Annotated in this window: 15 protein-coding genes; 1 reads left to right on the top strand and 14 read right to left on the bottom strand. The window is 49.1% G+C overall.

Features of this window, described 5'->3' with window-relative positions; translation table 11 throughout:
- Nucleotides 1-6 precede the first annotated feature (6 nt).
- The 8 genes from SPI9445_RS0108930 to gap all read right to left on the bottom strand — a co-directional run bounded on the left by SPI9445_RS0108930 (nt 7) and on the right by gap (nt 10,390).
- Entirely contained in the window at nt 7-2,664 is a 2,658-nt protein-coding gene (locus SPI9445_RS0108930) for a PEP/pyruvate-binding domain-containing protein (RefSeq protein ID WP_017304395.1), read from the bottom strand.
- The gene (locus SPI9445_RS0108935) at nt 2,636-3,559 is read right to left on the bottom strand and encodes a UbiA family prenyltransferase (protein ID WP_017304396.1); all 924 of its coding nucleotides are present in this window, start codon (nt 3,557-3,559) and stop codon (nt 2,636-2,638) included. Before SPI9445_RS0108935 ends, SPI9445_RS0108930 begins: the two co-directional genes overlap by 29 nt.
- 195 nt (nt 3,560-3,754) lie before the next feature.
- A complete protein-coding gene (locus tag SPI9445_RS0108940; RefSeq protein WP_017304397.1) occupies nt 3,755-4,180 on the bottom strand; it encodes a hypothetical protein in 426 nt (141 codons plus the stop codon).
- A gap of 79 nt (nt 4,181-4,259) precedes the next feature.
- Nucleotides 4,260-5,291 (bottom strand): hypothetical protein, encoded by a 1,032-nt coding sequence (locus tag SPI9445_RS0108945; RefSeq protein WP_017304398.1) that lies wholly within the window; start codon nt 5,289-5,291, stop codon nt 4,260-4,262.
- A 238-nt stretch (nt 5,292-5,529) separates the two neighbouring features.
- Nucleotides 5,530-6,708, bottom strand: a complete 1,179-nt coding sequence (locus tag SPI9445_RS0108950; protein WP_017304399.1) for a radical SAM/SPASM domain-containing protein — start codon at nt 6,706-6,708, stop codon at nt 5,530-5,532.
- A 239-nt stretch (nt 6,709-6,947) separates the two neighbouring features.
- Nucleotides 6,948-7,865, bottom strand: a complete 918-nt coding sequence (locus SPI9445_RS0108955; protein WP_026079639.1) for an NAD(+) kinase — start codon at nt 7,863-7,865, stop codon at nt 6,948-6,950.
- A gap of 39 nt (nt 7,866-7,904) precedes the next feature.
- The gene (locus tag SPI9445_RS0108960) at nt 7,905-8,897 is read right to left on the bottom strand and encodes an SDR family oxidoreductase (RefSeq protein WP_017304401.1); all 993 of its coding nucleotides are present in this window, start codon (nt 8,895-8,897) and stop codon (nt 7,905-7,907) included.
- A gap of 464 nt (nt 8,898-9,361) precedes the next feature.
- On the bottom strand, nt 9,362-10,390 hold the full coding sequence (gap, locus tag SPI9445_RS0108965; RefSeq protein ID WP_017304402.1) for a type I glyceraldehyde-3-phosphate dehydrogenase: 1,029 nt from the start codon (nt 10,388-10,390) through the stop codon (nt 9,362-9,364).
- A 452-nt stretch (nt 10,391-10,842) separates the two neighbouring features.
- Here gap and pyk point away from each other — a divergent pair, with 452 nt between their 5' ends.
- Nucleotides 10,843-12,267, top strand: a complete 1,425-nt coding sequence (pyk, locus tag SPI9445_RS0108970) for a pyruvate kinase (RefSeq protein ID WP_017304403.1) — start codon at nt 10,843-10,845, stop codon at nt 12,265-12,267.
- Nucleotides 12,268-12,375: 108 nt separating this feature from the next.
- Here the strand turns inward: pyk and SPI9445_RS31615 are convergent, their stop codons facing one another.
- The 6 genes from SPI9445_RS31615 to SPI9445_RS0109000 all read right to left on the bottom strand — a co-directional run bounded on the left by SPI9445_RS31615 (nt 12,376) and on the right by SPI9445_RS0109000 (nt 18,138).
- A complete protein-coding gene (locus SPI9445_RS31615) occupies nt 12,376-12,510 on the bottom strand; it encodes a hypothetical protein (protein ID WP_017304404.1) in 135 nt (44 codons plus the stop codon).
- Nucleotides 12,511-12,513: 3 nt separating this feature from the next.
- On the bottom strand, nt 12,514-13,353 hold the full coding sequence (locus tag SPI9445_RS24950; protein ID WP_017304405.1) for a class I SAM-dependent methyltransferase: 840 nt from the start codon (nt 13,351-13,353) through the stop codon (nt 12,514-12,516).
- A gap of 97 nt (nt 13,354-13,450) precedes the next feature.
- The gene (locus tag SPI9445_RS0108985) at nt 13,451-15,661 is read right to left on the bottom strand and encodes a CHASE2 domain-containing protein (protein WP_017304406.1); all 2,211 of its coding nucleotides are present in this window, start codon (nt 15,659-15,661) and stop codon (nt 13,451-13,453) included.
- Nucleotides 15,618-16,586: a vitamin K epoxide reductase family protein gene (locus SPI9445_RS0108990; RefSeq protein ID WP_017304407.1), complete on the bottom strand. Its 969-nt coding sequence runs from the start codon at nt 16,584-16,586 to the stop codon at nt 15,618-15,620. Before SPI9445_RS0108990 ends, SPI9445_RS0108985 begins: the two co-directional genes overlap by 44 nt.
- 159 nt (nt 16,587-16,745) lie before the next feature.
- On the bottom strand, nt 16,746-17,537 hold the full coding sequence (locus tag SPI9445_RS0108995; RefSeq protein ID WP_017304408.1) for a sensor histidine kinase: 792 nt from the start codon (nt 17,535-17,537) through the stop codon (nt 16,746-16,748).
- A complete protein-coding gene (locus SPI9445_RS0109000; RefSeq protein WP_017304409.1) occupies nt 17,530-18,138 on the bottom strand; it encodes an L-threonylcarbamoyladenylate synthase in 609 nt (202 codons plus the stop codon). The genes SPI9445_RS0108995 and SPI9445_RS0109000 overlap by 8 nt, the downstream gene beginning before the upstream one ends.

The following is an 18,138-nucleotide window of genomic DNA, read 5'->3' on the forward strand; positions in this document are numbered from 1 at the left end:
GCAAGCCTAATCAACTTTGCGCACTCGTCCTGTGCTACCGTCCAACTCTACCCAGTCCCCATCCTGTAACCATTGGGTAATCCCGGGCAGAGAAATCACGGCCGGAAGACCTAACTCCCGAGAAACGATGGCCGCGTGGGATAATAAACTCCCTCGCTCGACTAATAACCCAATAGCGAGGGGAAAGAGTAAAATCCAACCGGGATCTGTGCGTTCTGCGACTAAGATTGTACCGGGTTGGAGGGGTGGGCGACTGGTCAAGGCTTGCTGGGGATTGGTGATGATGCGCACGGGACCCCGCACAATGCCGGGGGAACAGCCTAATCCTTGTTTGCTGTCGGTGGTGACGCTGGAAACAGGGGTGAGGGGTGGGGCTGCCCGGTTTAAACTGGGGGGGCCGAAGGTGGCAATGCGATCGCCTAAACCAGAACTACGGCGATAATCCTCAAACTCGGCCTGACGTAGCACTACTAAATCTTTCACCCGATTACAGGTGCTAGTCCCCTCCAACAGGGCGAGAATTTCCCCCACTTCTAAGTAAAAAATATCCCGAGGCTGTTGTAACAGGTCAAGGGTATAAAACCGTTGCCCCAACTCTAAGAATAATTGCCGCGCTCGACCAAAAACCCGGGTTCGTTCAAAGCGCAGGTTTTCCCGTTGCCGTAACCGTTGCCGAGCATTGACTAACACCCATTTAAACAGCAAACGACGCAGGGGATAGCGGCGTAAAATTCGACGCACCCGCAAGGCCGCCGGCTCCGGGATACGAGTGAGGGCGGAGGAGGTGTGACGATGGATGGGGTGAGCCAAGGCCCCAATCGTCCGCAAGAGGGGCAGGGGATTTTCAGATAGGGTGGGGCTTTCTAGTTTCAGTTCGTCTAGGCAGCGATCGCTAAACTTGTGCAAATAGTCCTCATAGCTGGACTTAAACTCAGGAAACTGCTCAATAGCCCCTAGGATGCGCTCTAACGGCTCTTGACTCAACATTTCGATGAATTTGAGGTGAGGGGCAGCCAACGCCGCCATTGCGCGGATTCTCTGGGCGGGTTCCGCGCTAATCATGCCCCCCCGTTGGGTCAGGAGGCCATTTTGTAGGGTGCCGTCCCTATCCTCACACCATTTCTCCGTTAACTGGCGCAACAGGCCATAGAAAATCATGGCAAAAAAATCATTGAGGATGGGGGCATCCCAACGGGGCAGGAGTTGACGGGAGAGGGTGCGGTAATATTGGGCGAGGTCTTCTGGGGTCAGGGTGGAAAAGTCGGGGGTGTTGCTGAGAGTGCGCTGGAGACGACGGTTAAAACGGCGGATTTTTAGGGGCAGGAGGAGGTAGTTGAGGATTAAGCCCAGTAACGTCCGCAACAGGTGGCCGCTATCTTGGAGACGTTGGACCCAAGAACTTTGATTGAGACTTTGCACAATCTCCTCGGGTAGGGATTCCTTGACCCCCATCATTTGTTCCATAAAAGCCCGATTGAGGCGAAATCCGGGCAGGAGGGCTAGGACACGATACCAGTTGAGGAGATTGTAATAAATGCGCCCTTCTAGCAGCCCAATCATGTTTTCAAAGGTGGTCTGATGTTCCGCAATCCGTCGGGGAGAAACCCCCATTAAGCGGCAAAATTGGCGGTAGACTTCCTCATAGGCTTGTCGGGCAAAGGAGAAGGTAAGGGGAGTTGTCACCCCACTATAACTTTCCGCAATGTTGCTATTATCCCAGAGACGGTAAACCCCGGTTGTGGGAGGGAGTGGGGGTAAAGCCGTAATGGGGCGGGCTTGGAGGATGTAGGTCTGTTGATTGACCCGGGCCCATTCGATATCTTGGGGACTGCCCAACTGATGGCTAATTTGCCGGGTCAGGGTGGCTAAACGCTGGAGTTGTTCATCGTTGAGGGTGGGACTGTGTAGAAGGTCGGCGGGCAGTTGACAGCGTTCGACTTCTCCCTGTTTGTTGAGGCGATAACAGAGGCGTTTTTCGGCGAGGTGACGCTGAATGATTTGGTTTTGGGGGTCGAGGAGAAAGTGATCTCCGTCCCACTCCCCGGAAACTAGGGCGTTGCCTAGACCGTAGACGGCGTTAATAGTCACCCAATTCCGTCGTCCGGTGATGGGGTCGGCAGCAAAGGATACCCCGGCCACGGTGGGATTAAGCATCTGCTGGATAATGACGGCCGGGGGGGTGGGAAGATGGGGGAGGCTTTGCTGTTGTCGGTAACTGAGGGTGCGATCGCTAAAGGCCGATTGCCAAACTTGGGCAATTTTGCTATATAAATCCTCGGGGGCAACCCCCAGAAAACTCTCTAGTTGCCCGGCAAAAGATTGTTTTTCCCCGTCCTCCTCCACAGCCGAAGACCGCACCGCAAACCGTCCCCCATAGGGAAATAATTCCGCTAACGCTTGTAAAATTTCTAACTTGACCCCATCCCCGACCTTTAACTCCCCCAGAAAGTCAGGGAGGGACTTGATTTGAGTCAGGGGCAGTTGGGCGAGGGTCTGAAATTGACCCCGCTGGACTTGGGTGAGACTGTCGAGGAAAGCGAGGGGGGTGAGAATGAAGCCCGTCGGGACGAGGAAGCCTTTTTGGTATAGTTGCGCGATCGCACAACCTTTTCCCCCCATTTGGGATGCGATCGCCTTATCCTGTAAACGGCAAATGTATTTCATAGCGCAATAACAGGGGAATCACCCCCAACCCCAAATAGGTAAACAAAACCCACAATCCAGACATCAGATTAATCCATTTTGCACTTTTCCGCGTCGGATGATTAAAAAACGAATAGGCCACCACACTCGCCCCAACTCCTAACACCAACAAAATTAAATTCATCGGTCGCACAAAATCAATTTGTTTCGCCGTCCAAAACGTCGCCACAGCACTACAACAAATCACCGTCACCCACACCAAAACCGCATTATCCCGTCCCCACAACGCACTATAACTATCAACCCCCACCTCCTCATCATTCGGACCGCGAATCTTTCGCCCAATTTCTAAAATTAACCCATTCGTCGCCGTAGTCATTAAAAACCAAATCACCGCCGGAGGAATTGCACTATTCATCAACAACCAATCACAAGCCGTCGCATACAAAGCAATCAGGGGGACAATCACATTATGGGTCAACAAATACGCCACCGGATGGGCTTTCAGGCGTTTATACAAGAAAAAATCCTGACTCATTAACACAAAATAGAACCAAACCACACTTAAAAGAATCGCCAAACTGCGACTCATATAAAGTGCCAGTCCCAACTGAGCAAACAGACTAAAAACCCCCAACAATCCCAATTCCTTTAAACTCACCAACCCCCGAGGAACCGGACGATAAGGCCGATAAATCCGGTCATCATCAAAATCTTTAAACTCATCCGTAATCCGCAACAGCAGAAAAAACAAAAACGTGCTAACGGCAGCCACCGTCAGAGATTCAAACGTCGGAAACTGTTCCCGCAATAAAGCCGAATAACTAACCGCAGACGTGCTAAAAACCAGAATCAGTATCCCATTACTAAAAAGGGGAAACCGTTCTTGTTGATAAATCCACCATCGCTTTAACATTATCAGATCCGGTGAAATCTAGGAGACGAAACAAACAAACGACCGAACAAACACAATTTGAGCAATCTGCTTAAGGAAAAAACATTCAACCAAACTCTAAGAGAAGAGCTTGAGCGAAACATCCCTCAGAAGGGACTGCACAATACTCTGTCCTTCCCTAGTGTAATCCAAAAAGCCCCCCCGTTGAGCATTTCCCTAGTCTTGTGTCCCCATTGCAACAGCCAACTCCCTCCCCCCCTCAATTTCCTCCTCCGTCCACCCTTTAGCCCCTAAGCGCCTGTCAATCTGACTCTCACTTAACCCCTTGTGTCTTGCCTGCCGGATATAATTCCCGAGAGCCTTCTGTTGAGGAGTCGGCCCCGCCGCCACTTCCTCACGAGTCCTAGACCATTGAGATGATAACGACTCCACCACCATTAAACAGATTAAACCCACCGCAAAACAGACAGGCAGCCACAAAGCTAGACTAATTCCAAAGGTACAAATCACCGAAAAGAAAATAACAACCACAGCATTATTCACTCCCCCCACAGAAATAGACAACAGGACGAATACAATTAACGCCCCTAACGGAGTAGCCTTAAAAACCCGAGAAACCGTTTTTGGATTGTCATTAGTCATAACGCAAAATTATCCGCAATATTCAAAACTGCAATGTCAAACAAAACGTCCCCTATCCCATTTAACCTAGGGTCAAACCTCACAGACGATTATCTAGGGTAATTTCCCAGTAACGAATAAAAGAAATAATCAAACCCAAATAACAGGGCACCGCAAAAACTACCTCAATGGGAATGTTCAATTGCGGCACAGTAAAGCCAACAAAACTCGACATAGCACTATCTCCATACACTCGATAGCCTTGGTTAATTAACGCAGTTTCTAATAATAGAATAAACGTTCCCGCAACACCTAACGCCAAGAAAAAACGCCCCCAAGTCGGATAGTGCAGGAAATATTTCTCTACAACCAAAGCCGTTACACCAATAATAGCCACCCAAGCGACAATCAAAACAACAGTAATATCAAATACTAAATAAGACCAACGAGGAAACCCTAAATTGTCCACAATTGGCTGCACCAACATCTCTAATAAAAACACGGCCAACAAAGCTAGTCCAAGACTGCGTAACCAATTACGGTACTTAATCGGCACAAAAGGTTCATCGCCTAACACCAACATCCAGTATTTATGAAAAGCAATCACTAACCCTGTAAAGACAGGTGTGTAATAAAAAACCTCAACAATCGGCACACCAAAAACAAAGAGATTAACCATATCCCTCAAAACTTCTGGAGCATAGGAACGTATGCCAAGATTAACGACAATTATCTCCAAAATCGTCACTGCAACAATTAAAAAACCCAAATAGACTAAAAAACGTTTGGGGGTTTTCCACCCACTAAACAGACGATCAACAACCGTAATAATCGTTAAAATTAAACCAGTCCAACAGAGCAATAAAATCCAACTCACATCATCGTAAATATACGCCCATTCCCCCATATGATGATTATTCCACATCGGAGCAGTAAACAACTCAAACAACAAAACTCCAACCGCCATCGTAAGAAACTGCTGCCACCACTGCTTCTCAATTTTCGAGATAAACCAAACGCTGGCAATAAAACCTAGGATTACAATTATCTCAAAAATAATAATCGGTAACGTCGCCGTTTTCGTAAAAGAACAAGCGGCGGCAAGGGGAAGAGAGGGGAGGATTAAGACCATATATTCTAACAGTCCAAAAAGGTTAAAAATTTAGAGCAAGTTTGGCTAAATCGTTCAACAGTAATCAGTGATGAGCATAGGTCATGAGAACTCGAATGAAGCGATTTTGATTAGGCATTATTTCCTAATATAGCAATTTCCCTACTGGCGAGGTACAGAGTCTCTAGTTTGAGGGAACAGAGCGTCTAACAAAGGTCTACCTCATGAGTCGCGAAAACACTATAATCGCAATAATTGTTTACTGATCACTGTTGACTGATAACTGTTCAGATGCTCCGGCAGAAACGACCGCTTTTTCCCGGTATTCTGCATCTTTAATTTTACAGCCCCCCCATTTTGCTTGACAAAACTCAGGCAATGTGGTAAGGCGTTCCCAAAGTTTCCAGAGGGGAGTTTCTAGAATATTACCAAATTTTCCATGGTTGAAATCACAAGACATCACATCCCCATAGGGCGACACATAAAAGTAACTGGTGCCACAGGAACACCCTACACTGCGATAACTGGTGAAATAGGCAAAGAAAACCACTCCCGGATACTGGGGATTTTGATTATAACGTTGGGCAGACTGAATCATTTCTTCGACCCAATCATCTGCATTTACTAGGTCTTGCCTATCTTGATATCTTCCCGAGGGCATGGCATCAAAAACTAACAGTTCATGCACGCCCAATTCTTTGGCAAGGTTAACCATTTTATGAAATTCCCCTTGTTGATAAGATTCAGGGGTTATAGTGGTGGAAATTCCCACAGAAAAGCCTAGTTTTTTGGCTTTGGCGATGCCCTGAATAGCGCGGTCAAAAAGTCCAGCTTTGCCGCGAAAACTATCATGTTCTTGAGCCGTTGCCCGGTCAATGCTAACATAAACACTGTCTAATCCAGCTTGTTTTAAGAGTTTAGCTTGCTGGGCTAAATCCCAACCATTGGTAAATAAAACGGTGGTGGATAAACTTTTATCAACGCTGGCGATAATTTGGGCTAAATCGGGGTGCATTAAAGGTTCTCCCCCCACAAAGTTAATGATAGAAACCCCTAGATTTTGCGCGTCTTGAATAAGTTTTTGGATTTGGGGTAAGGTGAGGGTTTCCCGGTGAGGTTCTTCGACGGCATTAAAAAAGCTACAATGCTGGCAAGTGACGTTACAAACATCATTGACGGCAAAACTCATTAAGTTGGGCAAGTTTTTATTTTGAATGGTGCGGTACAAAGCCCGGGCAATAAAGTTAGCGGCAGGAGGGCTAAAAACGGCTGGGGTGGAGAGAGAATAGACGGGGTATCCGTTGCGAAAGTGAATAATTTTGTTGTGGTTTAGATAAATTTTGTAAATAATATTGACAAAATCGCTGCTATAGTCCAGGGCTTTGGTTAGGAGAAACCAACGTAGGCGGAGAGAGTTGAGAATCTGAGTTAGTTTCATATCGCTTTCCTAAGTAGGGCTTGCTGAATAACTTTGCTCCGGGTGGGGAACGGGAAGGGGGAGAGAGAGTCGGAAAAAAGCAAGCCTTTTTGATTCTTTATCGCTAAAACCTTGCACTTTCTGGCTCCCAATCGAAGACCTTATTAACAGTGCTTGGAGGGATATTAAGCAGACCCTAAATAAAATTCATAGGAGACAGCCCCCCGTCCGGCGGCTAGCAGGAGAATTGAAGGGAATGCTTATGGCAACTCGACCGACGTAGGTTTAGCAATATGAGGCAGACCCCAGCCTAATTTTTCCCGTAAAATGCGGAAAAACTCCGGTCGTTGGAGACGGATAAACCGCGCCCCATACTCAGCCTTGTGAACTTGTACGGAGTCTTGAGGCAGTACCGCACAGCCTCCATTACCATCAACTACCATGACCATAGAGGTAGGATTAGCGGGGAAAATCTGCACTCGTTCTTGATTGGAGAAGACCAAAGCGCGAGAAGCGAGGGAGTGGGGACAAATGGGGATTAACTGTAACACCGGAACCCCCGGAGTCACCACGGGTCCCCCGGCACTGAGAGAATAAGCGGTTGACCCCGTTGGGGTGGAAATAATCACCCCATCGGCAGCAATATCCACTGGGGCATGATGACCAATTTGAATTTCAAAATGGCACATACTGGTTAAGGGTTCCCGGTGGAGAACCATCTCATTTAAACAGAGAGCCTCCCAGATTAAGCGTTCCTCTCGCCAAACCTGCACCCGTAACATGGTGCGGTCTTCAACGTGGTAGTCTCCAGCCATTAACTGGTCTACGGCCTGACTCAGTTGGGACACATAGGTTTCCGTTAAAAAGCCCATGTGTCCTGTATTCACCGTTAATAGAGGAATGCCACACAAGGCGACCTGACGACAGGCGGCTAACACAGTCCCATCTCCGCCCAAGACAATCCCGAAGTCAATATCTTGATTAAAGCCTTCAGGAATTAATTGGTCAATGGGTGTGTAGTCTTGGCGTTTGTCGGTCTTGGCGTAGCCTAGAATGCCGCCAAAACTGGAAGTCGTCACCACTTCACAACCTTTTGCAAGTAGCTCGTCGCTTAACTCCTCAGCAACGCGGCAAGCCATCGGTTTTATGTCGTTATAAATAATGCCGATTTTTGGCACGATACCCCATCCAGTAAAATCCAGTGATGAGAAAAGCGACTAAGATTTAGTCTTAGATTTAAACGGCGACTTCTGCCGTTTTTTCTTTTGCTTCTGTTTTTCCTTTTCATAGCCAATTTCTTTCAGCTTTTTCATAATCCGGCTGAAATACTCTTGTAGGTAGCTTTCCAAGGTGGTTGTCTCGCCTGGGTTAAACCCAAACACTTGATAGACTTCCTCCATTGAAGCATCTAGGGGTTGATTGCTGGCCAAAACCTCCGCAAAGGCTAAACGGTCTGAGACATTCCACCCCCATTGAAAGAAGCGTAGCACGCGACGGATACCGCGTAAAACAGGTAATTCTAAACGGGCTGTTCTGGCGGTTTGTCCAGATAATCGTTCACAGAGATTAATGATTTCGTAGGCGCCCCAGGCCCTTGTGCCGACAACGGGGAAGCTGCGTTTTTCGGTTTCGGGTAAGGTTAGGGCGCGGACGGCAAATTTGGCTACATCTAGGGTGTCCATATAGGCAATGGGTGCGCCCGCCCCTGTGACCCAGACGACTTGATTATCTAAAATTGGAACGGCGTACTGACCGATTAAGCCCTGCATAAAGCCACAAGGTCTTAAGATGGTGTAGTTTAAGCCAGATTCCGCTAAGAACTGTTCGGTGCAGTGCTTAATGTTCATAAGCGGAACTTTGGGGAATTTTTCCGCGTTCAAAATGGAGAAGAAGATATAGCGTTCAATGCCTGCGGCCTTAGCGGCTTGGATGAGGGCGACTTTTCCCTCCCAATCGACTCGTTGGATGCGGAGGGAGTCGGTCGCCCTTGCAGTTGCCGCATCAATGATGACTTGAATCCCGGAGAGGGCATCCGGGAGGGTTTCGGGTTTACATAAGTCCCCTTGAACCAATTCGGCCCCCCACTCTTTCAAAAAGGTTGCTTTTCTCAGATTTCTTACGAGGCAGCGAACCTGATGACCTTCATCAAGAGCGCGACGAGCAACCTGTCTCCCCAAGGTGCCAGTAGCACCCACCACCAGAACTTCCATTTAATATTAAAGGCTCATCTTAATGTTTCTACACAATTCTATCAGAATTTGGAAACGGGGGGGAGGGGGAGTCGGGAGTCAGGAGTCGGGGAGCAGGGGGGCAGGGGAGCAGGGGAATAGTGAATCGCTAAAACTCTTGACTATTGCGTTTTCCCGACTCCCGATTCCCTATTACCTATTACTTATTCCCTCTTGCAAGAGTGCCTGTTCCCCGTTCCCTGATTGAGTGAACTACCCCACCCTGCCGAGGCGCGAGGATGGAGCTTCCTGATTCAATGGGAAGTGCTTTCTCTACCGAAATATAGCGAGTCTTATCTTCCCTCCCCAGGCAGAAGTCCTAGTTCCTAAGACCCAAATCTTCTCTTGCAACACAGCCCTTTTTAGCTTGGTTTTCGTTTTGGGAGTTAGTGGTCAAGTCCATCCCCTCCCTGCAAGCGAGGAAGGGGAATTCCGCAACATTTTTGTTAAAGGAGTCCTTCTTTGTGACCCATGAGGGAGATTAAATCTAAAACCCGGCAGGAGTAGCCCCACTCGTTGTCATACCAGGAGACGACTTTAAAGAAATGATCGTTCAGTTCAATCCCGGCTCCTGCGTCAAAGATGCTGGAATGGGGATCTCCTTTGAAGTCCATAGAAACTACTTCGTCTTCGGTGTAGGCGAGGAAGCCTTGCATGGGGCCTTCGGCGGCGGCTTTCATGGCGGCGCAGATTTCTTGATAGGAGGTGGCTTTTTCCGTTTTGAAGGTGAGGTCAACGACGGAGACATCTGGGGTGGGAACTCGGAAGGCCATCCCGGTGAGTTTGCCTTTTAATTCGGGTAAGACGAGGGTGACGGCTTTGGCGGCTCCGGTGGAGGCGGGGATGATGTTTTGGGGGGCGCCGCGTCCTCCGCGCCAATCTTTGCGACTGGGACCGTCTACGGTGGGCTGGGTGGCGGTCATGGCGTGGACGGTGGTCATGAGGCCTTCGGCGAGGCCGAAGTTATCTTGAATGACTTTGGCAATGGGGGCGAGGCAGTTGGTGGTACAACTGGCGTTGGAGAGGACAAGATGACTGGCTGGGTCAAAGTCGGCATCGTTAACGCCCATGACGATGGTTTTTACTTTCTCGGGGTCTTTGGTGGGGGCGGAGATGACAACTCGTTTGGCTCCGGCGGCGATGTGTTTGGCGGCGCCGTCGTAGTTGGTGAAGAGTCCGGTGGATTCTACTACATAGTCTACTTCGCGATCGCCCCAAGGTAATTCGGCGGGGTCACGCATGGCGGTACAGGGGATAAAATGACCGTTGACGGAAATTCCCCCCTCTGAACTCTCCACGGCTCCATGATAAACTCCGTGAGTGGAATCATACTTGAACATATAAGCCAAGTGGGGAGCCTCGAAAAGGTCGTTAATCCCGACTACATGAATATGGCGGTTGTTCATGGCAGCACGCAGGACTAAACGACCAATGCGACCAAAGCCATTAATGGCGATTTTTACTTGTTTGGACATAGTGAACACTCCTATAAATCAAAGCTTCAAGCCAAATCTTGCGATCAAAGTTTTTGAAGGATCAACCATTCAATCATGCTTAAATTACGCTGAATCTTTATGGTTTTCTCCTGTTTTTGCTCTATGCGCCCAAAATCTAGGTTCTTTCCGTCTGACTTTTTCTAGTCAGCAGAATTCCTATTTCGGTCGGATCTCTAATTTTTAGAGATAGTTGGATTGCCCTTGATCGAAGCCCTCCACAAGTAATATAAACCAGAAAGATCGAAAAAGATGTTAAAAGAAAATATAGGTCATCTTGCTAACATAAATTGTCTTAAAAAGATTTTAAATAAAGCTTAAATAAATTTAAAACAAAGTCGGAGTCAATGAGATCCTGTGGCAATGTTTCTGAGATTTTCGCCCAAAGATCAACCCTTGCGCTAAGATTTGCCTAGTTATCCTAAATCCCAGTTATGTCTTCTCTACCTAATCGCACCAAAGTTGTTGCTACTCTGGGCCCGGCTAGTAATTCTCCAGAAGTGATTCGGGAGTTAGTGGCGGCGGGGATGAGGGTGGCTCGTTTCAATTTTTCCCACGGCAGTTATCAGGATCATGCCACGACCTTAAGGGTATTGCGGGCGGTGTCGGAGGAATTAGATACCCCTGTGACGATTTTACAGGATTTGCAGGGGCCAAAAATCCGGGTGGGGCAGTTGCCGATGGGGAGTCTGGAGTTAGTGGAGGGAACAAGGGTCACGCTGGTTCCTGCGGCGGATTATGATCACCAAGGGGATAAGATTCCTTTGGATTATCCCTATTTGGCGGAGGAGGCACAACCCGGAACGGAGGTTTTGCTGGCGGATGGATTGTTGGAATTGTGCGTTGAGGAGATTGAGGGGCAAGGGGTGATCTGTCGTGTGGTGGAGGGGGGGCGTTTACAAAGTCGGAAGGGGGTTAATTTCCCGAGTTTGGACTTGCGGCTGCCTTCGATGACGGAGAAGGATAAGAAGGATTTGGAGTTTGGTATTAGTCAGGGCATTGATTGGGTGTCTTTAAGTTTTGTGCGTCGGGCGGAGGATATTCGCTCGCTGAAGGCCTTTCTCTCTCATAAGGGGGCGGGTGATATTTGTGTGATTGCGAAGATTGAAAAACCCCAGGCGATCGCACATTTAGACGAAATTTTGAGTGAATGTAACGGTTTAATGGTCGCCCGGGGGGATTTGGGGGTGGAATTAAGTCCTGAAAAAGTCCCTATGTTACAAAAACGGATTATTCGGATGTGTAATCAACGGGGAATTCCGGTCATTACGGCCACTCAGATGTTAGAGAGTATGATTGTTGAACCCCGTCCCACTCGGGCGGAGGCCTCTGATGTCGCTAATGCGATTATTGATGGGACTGATGCCATTATGTTGTCAGGGGAATCTGCGGTGGGGAAATACCCGGTTAAGGCGGTGGAAACTATGGTACAAATTGCCACACAGGTGGAGCCGGAGGTGCAATTTGTTAACTATCCCCCCTACAGTAATGATGAAACTCATGCCTTAAGTGAAGCCCTGAATACAATCGATAAAATTTTAGAGTTGCGTTGTATTGTGGCTTTTACTACAAGTGGCTATACGGCTTGTTTGGCGGCGGCAGAACGGCCGAAAGCGATTGTGGTGGCTTTCACGGCTAATATTCGCACTTACCACCGTTTAAACTTGATTTGGGGAGTGATTCCGGTATTAATGGAACGCCGAATTGAAACCTATGATGGGTTAATTGAACAGACTCAATCGGGGTTGAAGGAGCGGGGTTTAGCGCAAGCGGGGGATAAGATTTTGATTTTGGCGGGTTTACCTGTACAAAACACTGCTGGGGGAACTAATTTTATGAAAATTCATACGGTAGTTTAGTGTGGGGAACGGGGAGCAGGGGAGCAGGGGGAGAGGGGGAGAGGGGGAGAGGGGGAGAGGCGATCTCCCGACTCCTGACTAGATTGCTTCGTACCTTCCTTCGGAACGCTACGCGTTCACTTCGTGACGCTCCGCGTTCGCGAAGCGTTGCGCAGCAAACGCAATGACATTACTTCCGACTCCCGACTCCCGACTCCCCATTCCCGACTCCCGACTCCCCATTCCCGACTCCCGACTCCCCATTCCCTATTCCCGATTCCCTCTTGCCTTTTTGGCCACGTGCAGCAGGGATAAATAGGTAGTGGGGATCAGTTGCCCCCATTGTTCCGTTAGGGCAAGGTGGAGATGGTGAAAGAGATTGTCTCGGGTGGGGGGGTCGAGTTGAATGTATTGGGACAAGCTGTGGAGGAGGGCGAGATATTCATCAACGGTGTAGTTTTTTTCACAGAGGAGTTGGGCGGTTTGCAGATGGTCAAAGCAACCGGAGTCTAGGACTTGTTGACCAAACTGGTGAACGTGCTGCTCATGGAGGGCGGGGTCAATGGGTTCGGCTAATTGGGGGAGATGGATTTCATGGACTTGCCGAATGATCTGTTGTACGGGGGCTTGGGGTTGAGGGGGAATGTTCCAGAGCAAAATGAGAGAACCTTCAGAGGAGAGGGCTTGGGCGGCTTTTTGGTGGCGTAGGTGGGGGGAAAGCCAATGAAAGGAGGAGGCGGCTAAAACGGCGGAGAAGGGATGGGGGGGTAAGGGCCACTCTTCAAAGGTGCTGTTGAGGATTTGGACGTGGGGATAGGGATTACATTGTTCTCGGGCGATCGCACAAGCGACCTCACTGGGTTCTAAAGCAGTGATGCTTAAACCTTTTTGGGCAAAAGCGGGGGTTGCAATCCCGGGGCCACAGCCTAATTCTAGCAAGGAGTCCCCCGGGGTGAGATTGGTCCAAGTAATGGCTTGGTCAATCAGGCTTTGAGGATAGCGCGGCCGGGCGAGATTATAGGCTTGGGCAACGGCGGAGTACCAGGTCTTTTTCTGGCTCAGGTCTTGGCTAAAAATGGCTCTTAGGCGTTGTTCTAGTTGGGTCATAGATTGAATGGGGAATGAGGAATAGGTAACAGGTGATAGGGAATAAGCAACAGGTAAAACTTTTGTCTTACTGGTCAAGGTTGTAATGGATAGCCGTTCAGGTAACAGACACGGACGAGTTATTTTGGACTCTGGTTCTATTCTTTACCGCATACATTTCCGCATCGGCTTTATGCACTAACGTATCCACATCTTGACCATCATGGGGATAAACACTGGTGCCAATACTCGCCCCAACAAAGATTTTATGACCTTCTAACATAAAGGGTTGTGCTAGGGTGGCTCGGATTTTTTCAGCGACAATTTCTGTATCACTAACTTTTTTAATATCCGGGAGAATAATAGAAAATTCATCCCCTGCCCAACGGGCGACTAAATCACTGCTGCGTAGACAATTTTTAAACCGTTGGGCAACGGCTTTGAGGAGTAAATCTCCCATGTAATGACTATGGGTGTCATTGACATCTTTAAAACCATCAAGGTCTAAGAATAATACCCCAATTAATTTAGAATGTTCTGCGCCCCAACGTAATAATTCTTTTAGGGTTTCCTCAAAATGAACACGGTTAGGGACTCCGGTTAAATTATCGAGTCGTTGGGATTTGAGTAAGTCGGCATTAGAGCGGGTTAATTCTTGGGTGGTGCGGCGCAGTTCTTCTTCAACGCGCTTCCGTTCGGTAATATCCCGAATCACACCCACTAAAAACATATTCCCGGCGGCGTCTTGGTGAAGCGATCGCTTGGTGGCCGTAATATATTCGGTGCCGTAACGGTTGGTGAATTTTTCCTCGTGTTCTTGGGCGTTATGGGTGAGAAAAACCATCCGATCTTGTTCCCAAAAGATGGCGGCCTGTTCACTTTGGAAAAAGTCGCTGTCGGATTTGCCAATCAATTCCTCGCGAGTATATCCGGTAAAGTGGGCAAAGGCTTTATTGAGAATGAGCCAATTATGTTGACGATCTTTAACAAAAATGGGGTCGGGAATGGCATCAATGACGGACTGGAGAAAGTCTGTAGAACGTTTCAATTCTTCGCGCTGATAGGCGAGGTGGCTGGTGAGTAGAATGGTGGTGCTGCCCAAGGCTAACAAGGGGGTGGCGAGGGGAATCCAAAGCCCTTGGAGAAAAGACACATAACCAATGCTGCCGAGGAGGGTGATGGTGAGTAGGAGGAGTAAGGAGGATTTAAGGGGCGATCGCCAATGCCAGACAATCACGCCGCCTACCCCTGACCAGAGTAGAATCCAAGCCCATTGGATTGGCTCAGACCAGACGCGAATCACCGGGCGTTCATCTAGGACAGCGCTCAACAGATGGCTGATAAAATTGGCGTGTAATTCGACCCCATGAATATGCTTGCGCCCCCCGGCGGATTTGGGAGAATAGGGAATATAGGCAAAGTCTTTGAGACTGGGGGCGGTGGAGCCGATGAGAATAATGCGATCGCGGATGAGATGGGGGGCTACTTCTCCCGACAAAACAGCCGACATGGACACCTGTTGAAATAAGCTGGGATGGCGGAAGTTGACCAAAACTTGATAGCCTTTGGCATCGGCTCCCACATAGTCCCCATCGTTGGGTTCAAAGGGGCGAAAAACTGTTTTCCCTAATTGTAAATAATGGCCGTCTGGGGCTTGTTGGGGGGTGATTCCTTCTCGGGCTAAATAAAGCAGGGCGAGACGATGGGCGAAACTGGTACGGGGTTCCCCGTCTTTGTGCCAATAGAGGAGACTGCGGCGAACTTTGCGATCGCCATCGGTCACAATATTATTGAACCCTACCTGGTCTGGTTGCGCATTGGGAGGCGGTGGCACTCCCACACTTTCTCGATCTGGGATTTTCTCAATAGCCACAAAATGAGGCAATCCCCCCATCACTTGGTTTAAGCGCTCATGACCGGGGGGGGCTGGTAAATCTCGATAGACATCTAACCCAATGGCACGGGGTTCATGGGCGGCCAACTTCTGTAAGAGGTCAGCCATAATGGCATCGGGAATCGGCCATGCCCCAGCCCGATTCATGTCTGGTTCATCAATGGCCACAATTAGAATCCGTTCTTCTGGGGAATCTAAGGGGCGGAGACGGAACAGTTGATCATAAACTGCCCAATCCCAAACTTGCCAAACCCCCAGAAGGCGTAAGGCGATAATCCCTACCCCAACGCCGCCCGAAGTTAACCAGAGCCGACGATTTTGGCTCATTAATTGGGTTAAATGTACTAACCAGTGCGGGAATTGTTTCATGTGAGCTAAGAGGTGGAGCCGTTCACCGTCCGGGTAGATAATATTTAAAGTTTTGCGGTCCATCATACCCGGTTAATTCTGACAACCGTTCTAAGGTTTGGGATCCCGCATATAAACGTCCGTTAATCTCCCAACTGGGATAACCCGGGACATTAGCGGCTTGACAGACAGCCGTTTGTGGGTTTTGTCCGGCTGGGTCACACTCTAAATAATCTAACGTCTCAAACGCTTCTTTGCCGAAGAGCAATTTTTGCTGGTGACAGTTGGGACACCACCAAGCGCCATAGCCTCGAACGCCGCTCTCGTTCATGTGGGCGGCCAGAGCCATTTCTGCTGGGCCCGAGGTGGTGGTAACAGGCCAACCGATACCGGGTTCTGCGTCTTGTTGAATGGCCGGAATGGCGACCCGATCCCCAACGGGTCCGTCAACATTGGCATAGACTCCCAATGCTCCCAATAAGGTGACTAAAGCGGCGAGAAAACCAATAAACATTAATGACCCCACATCTTCCCAGTGTCGTCCAAAGAGGGTCAGGGCGAGCATAGAAAAAGCGAAGGTGGCGGAACCGATACAGTACGGACAAAAGGCTTGGAGTTTAAAGGCCAAGATATACATTAAATAGCCACTAAAGGCGGCCATTGAAGTGGCCCCAATGAGTAACAAGATCCCGGTCCAATCTTCAACTTTCTCTTTAAGGTCTTTGTTTTTTTCCTCATTAATCAAGTAGGGCGATAAGGAAAAGCCCATCATGCTCAGATAGGCTAACAGACCAAACACGGGTAGGGGAACACCGAATACAGTGGCATAGGGGCTAGAGAGAACCACATCACAGTTGATGGAAGCGGCCGCGTCTCCTGTGCAAACTACATCGGAGCCGGAAAATTTAACGATGGTCAGGTAGCTGGTGAGGATGGCCCCAACAGTTGCGATCGCACCAATGATTACCCGGGACCACTGATGCAGCCAAGGAGTCTTTCTTCTGCGCTTCATGGGTTTGTATGGAATGGGTCGCTACTATTCTGACATACCTAGCTCCGATTTGGTTTCAGAAGGGTCAACGACCTTACCGACAAGGGGATGGGGTTTTCCCGGCAATCTTTATAAATTTTCAGCCGTTTTAAGGACAAGGTTTTAGGGATAAAGTCGCCATTACGGACAAGGTAAAACACAACAAACTTGTGTGTAAGGGTTACTATCCTCTGGCTTAGGTGTGGCCACAACTTTTAGATGGCCATTCATGGTTTCCAATAATCCAACACTTAATAACAGATTCATGCCGGGGGAAGGAATCGCCCGTTGGAGGAAGTTGGTCACGGCGTCAGGAGTGGTTTCGGGGGACTGTTGCAAGAGATCCACTGCTTCAGTCCAAAGGGTGCGGGGGGAGTATATGGTGAGGGTAATCGTCCCCTGTTCGCCGCTAACATCCTGCTGGGCGACTAATTCTAGGGATCCTTCCCCCATGTGAGCGATCGCCGTATCCACTAAACTCATCAGCACCTGCACGACTCGCCTTAAGTCTACCTGTAGCGCAAAGTCAGGATCCGGTACCTTCAACGTCAGGGGATAACTGCGATTTGCCGCTTGTAAGTGGGTCAGGCGTTCTATTTCACTGAAAATCTTACTGATGGGGTGGGATTCTAAGACGAGGGGGATGGCACCGTATTCCGTTTTAGAAATATCGACAATTTGATCAATTAACTTCAGTAACTTTAAGGCCGCTTGATAGCCTTGTTGGATAAATTCCCGTTCCTCTTCTGGATCTTCGCATAAGTCCGACAAAATCAACTGATGGAGGCCGATCAGACTATTTAAAGGCGATCGCAATTCATGGGAAGTCCGCGCCAAAAAACCCGCCTTAAACTGACTCATCTGGGCAGCCCGTAAATAGGCTAACTTAGCTTGTTCGAGTTCCGCTTTTAATGTCGCAATCTCATCATTCATCTGAAGATGCCTCACTCAAGACTACATTTCCCTGACGCAAAATCACCCACCCTGTTGTTGTCCATTTTGCCACAGTGGACGGTTGTCCATTCCCCAGCTTGGCATTAGGAGGAACGTCAGGATGGGAGAGGGTAAACACCGAGGGAAACGCCGCCCCAATCTCTGCTAACGTCTCTAAGGGAGGTTCTCCCGATAAATTGGCGCTCGTAGTGGCTAGGGGGCCAGTTTGGGCGAGGATTTCCTGAGCAATGGCCAAGTCGGGAATCCGCAGACCCAGCGTTTGGGGATCTCCCGGTGTCATGGCCGGGGGAACCTGGTCACTCGCGGGTAAAATCAGCGTCACTTGACCGGGCCAATAGCGGGTCATCATCTCCCCCCAGATCGCCCAATCCGCCTCACTCCCCCGGACATAGGGCTTAAAATCCTCCACCCTCGCCCCCATCAGGATTAAAGGTTTATCGGCCGGGCGCTGTTTTACGGTAAAAATTTCCTGGCCTGCCTCCGGTAAGCTGGCCAAGGCCGGAACCGTATCCGTGGGGAAACTCACCACCTCCCCCCGTTGAACCACCCGGATAAACTCCAATCCACTGACCTCTGGCAT

Source organism: Spirulina subsalsa PCC 9445, from assembly GCF_000314005.1.
Taxonomy (GTDB): domain Bacteria; phylum Cyanobacteriota; class Cyanobacteriia; order Cyanobacteriales; family Spirulinaceae; genus Spirulina_A; species Spirulina_A subsalsa.

What these genes read in the sequence shown, in the direction of transcription:
- SPI9445_RS0108930 (WP_017304395.1), bottom strand. Translation starts at nt 2,664, where the DNA reads ATGAAATACATTTGCCGTTTACAGGATAAGGCGATCGCATCCCAAATG.
- SPI9445_RS0108935 (WP_017304396.1), bottom strand. Translation starts at nt 3,559, where the DNA reads ATGTTAAAGCGATGGTGGATTTATCAACAAGAACGGTTTCCCCTTTTT.
- SPI9445_RS0108940 (WP_017304397.1), bottom strand. Translation starts at nt 4,180, where the DNA reads ATGACTAATGACAATCCAAAAACGGTTTCTCGGGTTTTTAAGGCTACT.
- SPI9445_RS0108945 (WP_017304398.1), bottom strand. Translation starts at nt 5,291, where the DNA reads ATGGTCTTAATCCTCCCCTCTCTTCCCCTTGCCGCCGCTTGTTCTTTT.
- SPI9445_RS0108950 (WP_017304399.1), bottom strand. Translation starts at nt 6,708, where the DNA reads ATGAAACTAACTCAGATTCTCAACTCTCTCCGCCTACGTTGGTTTCTC.
- SPI9445_RS0108960 (WP_017304401.1), bottom strand. Translation starts at nt 8,897, where the DNA reads ATGGAAGTTCTGGTGGTGGGTGCTACTGGCACCTTGGGGAGACAGGTT.
- gap (WP_017304402.1), bottom strand. Translation starts at nt 10,390, where the DNA reads ATGTCCAAACAAGTAAAAATCGCCATTAATGGCTTTGGTCGCATTGGT.
- pyk (WP_017304403.1), top strand. Translation starts at nt 10,843, where the DNA reads ATGTCTTCTCTACCTAATCGCACCAAAGTTGTTGCTACTCTGGGCCCG.
- SPI9445_RS31615 (WP_017304404.1), bottom strand. Translation starts at nt 12,510, where the DNA reads ATGGGGAGTCGGGAGTCGGGAATGGGGAGTCGGGAGTCGGGAATGGGG.
- SPI9445_RS24950 (WP_017304405.1), bottom strand. Translation starts at nt 13,353, where the DNA reads ATGACCCAACTAGAACAACGCCTAAGAGCCATTTTTAGCCAAGACCTG.
- SPI9445_RS0108985 (WP_017304406.1), bottom strand. Translation starts at nt 15,661, where the DNA reads ATGATGGACCGCAAAACTTTAAATATTATCTACCCGGACGGTGAACGG.
- SPI9445_RS0108990 (WP_017304407.1), bottom strand. Translation starts at nt 16,586, where the DNA reads ATGAAGCGCAGAAGAAAGACTCCTTGGCTGCATCAGTGGTCCCGGGTA.
- SPI9445_RS0108995 (WP_017304408.1), bottom strand. Translation starts at nt 17,537, where the DNA reads ATGAATGATGAGATTGCGACATTAAAAGCGGAACTCGAACAAGCTAAG.
- SPI9445_RS0109000 (WP_017304409.1), bottom strand. Translation starts at nt 18,138, where the DNA reads ATGCCAGAGGTCAGTGGATTGGAGTTTATCCGGGTGGTTCAACGGGGG.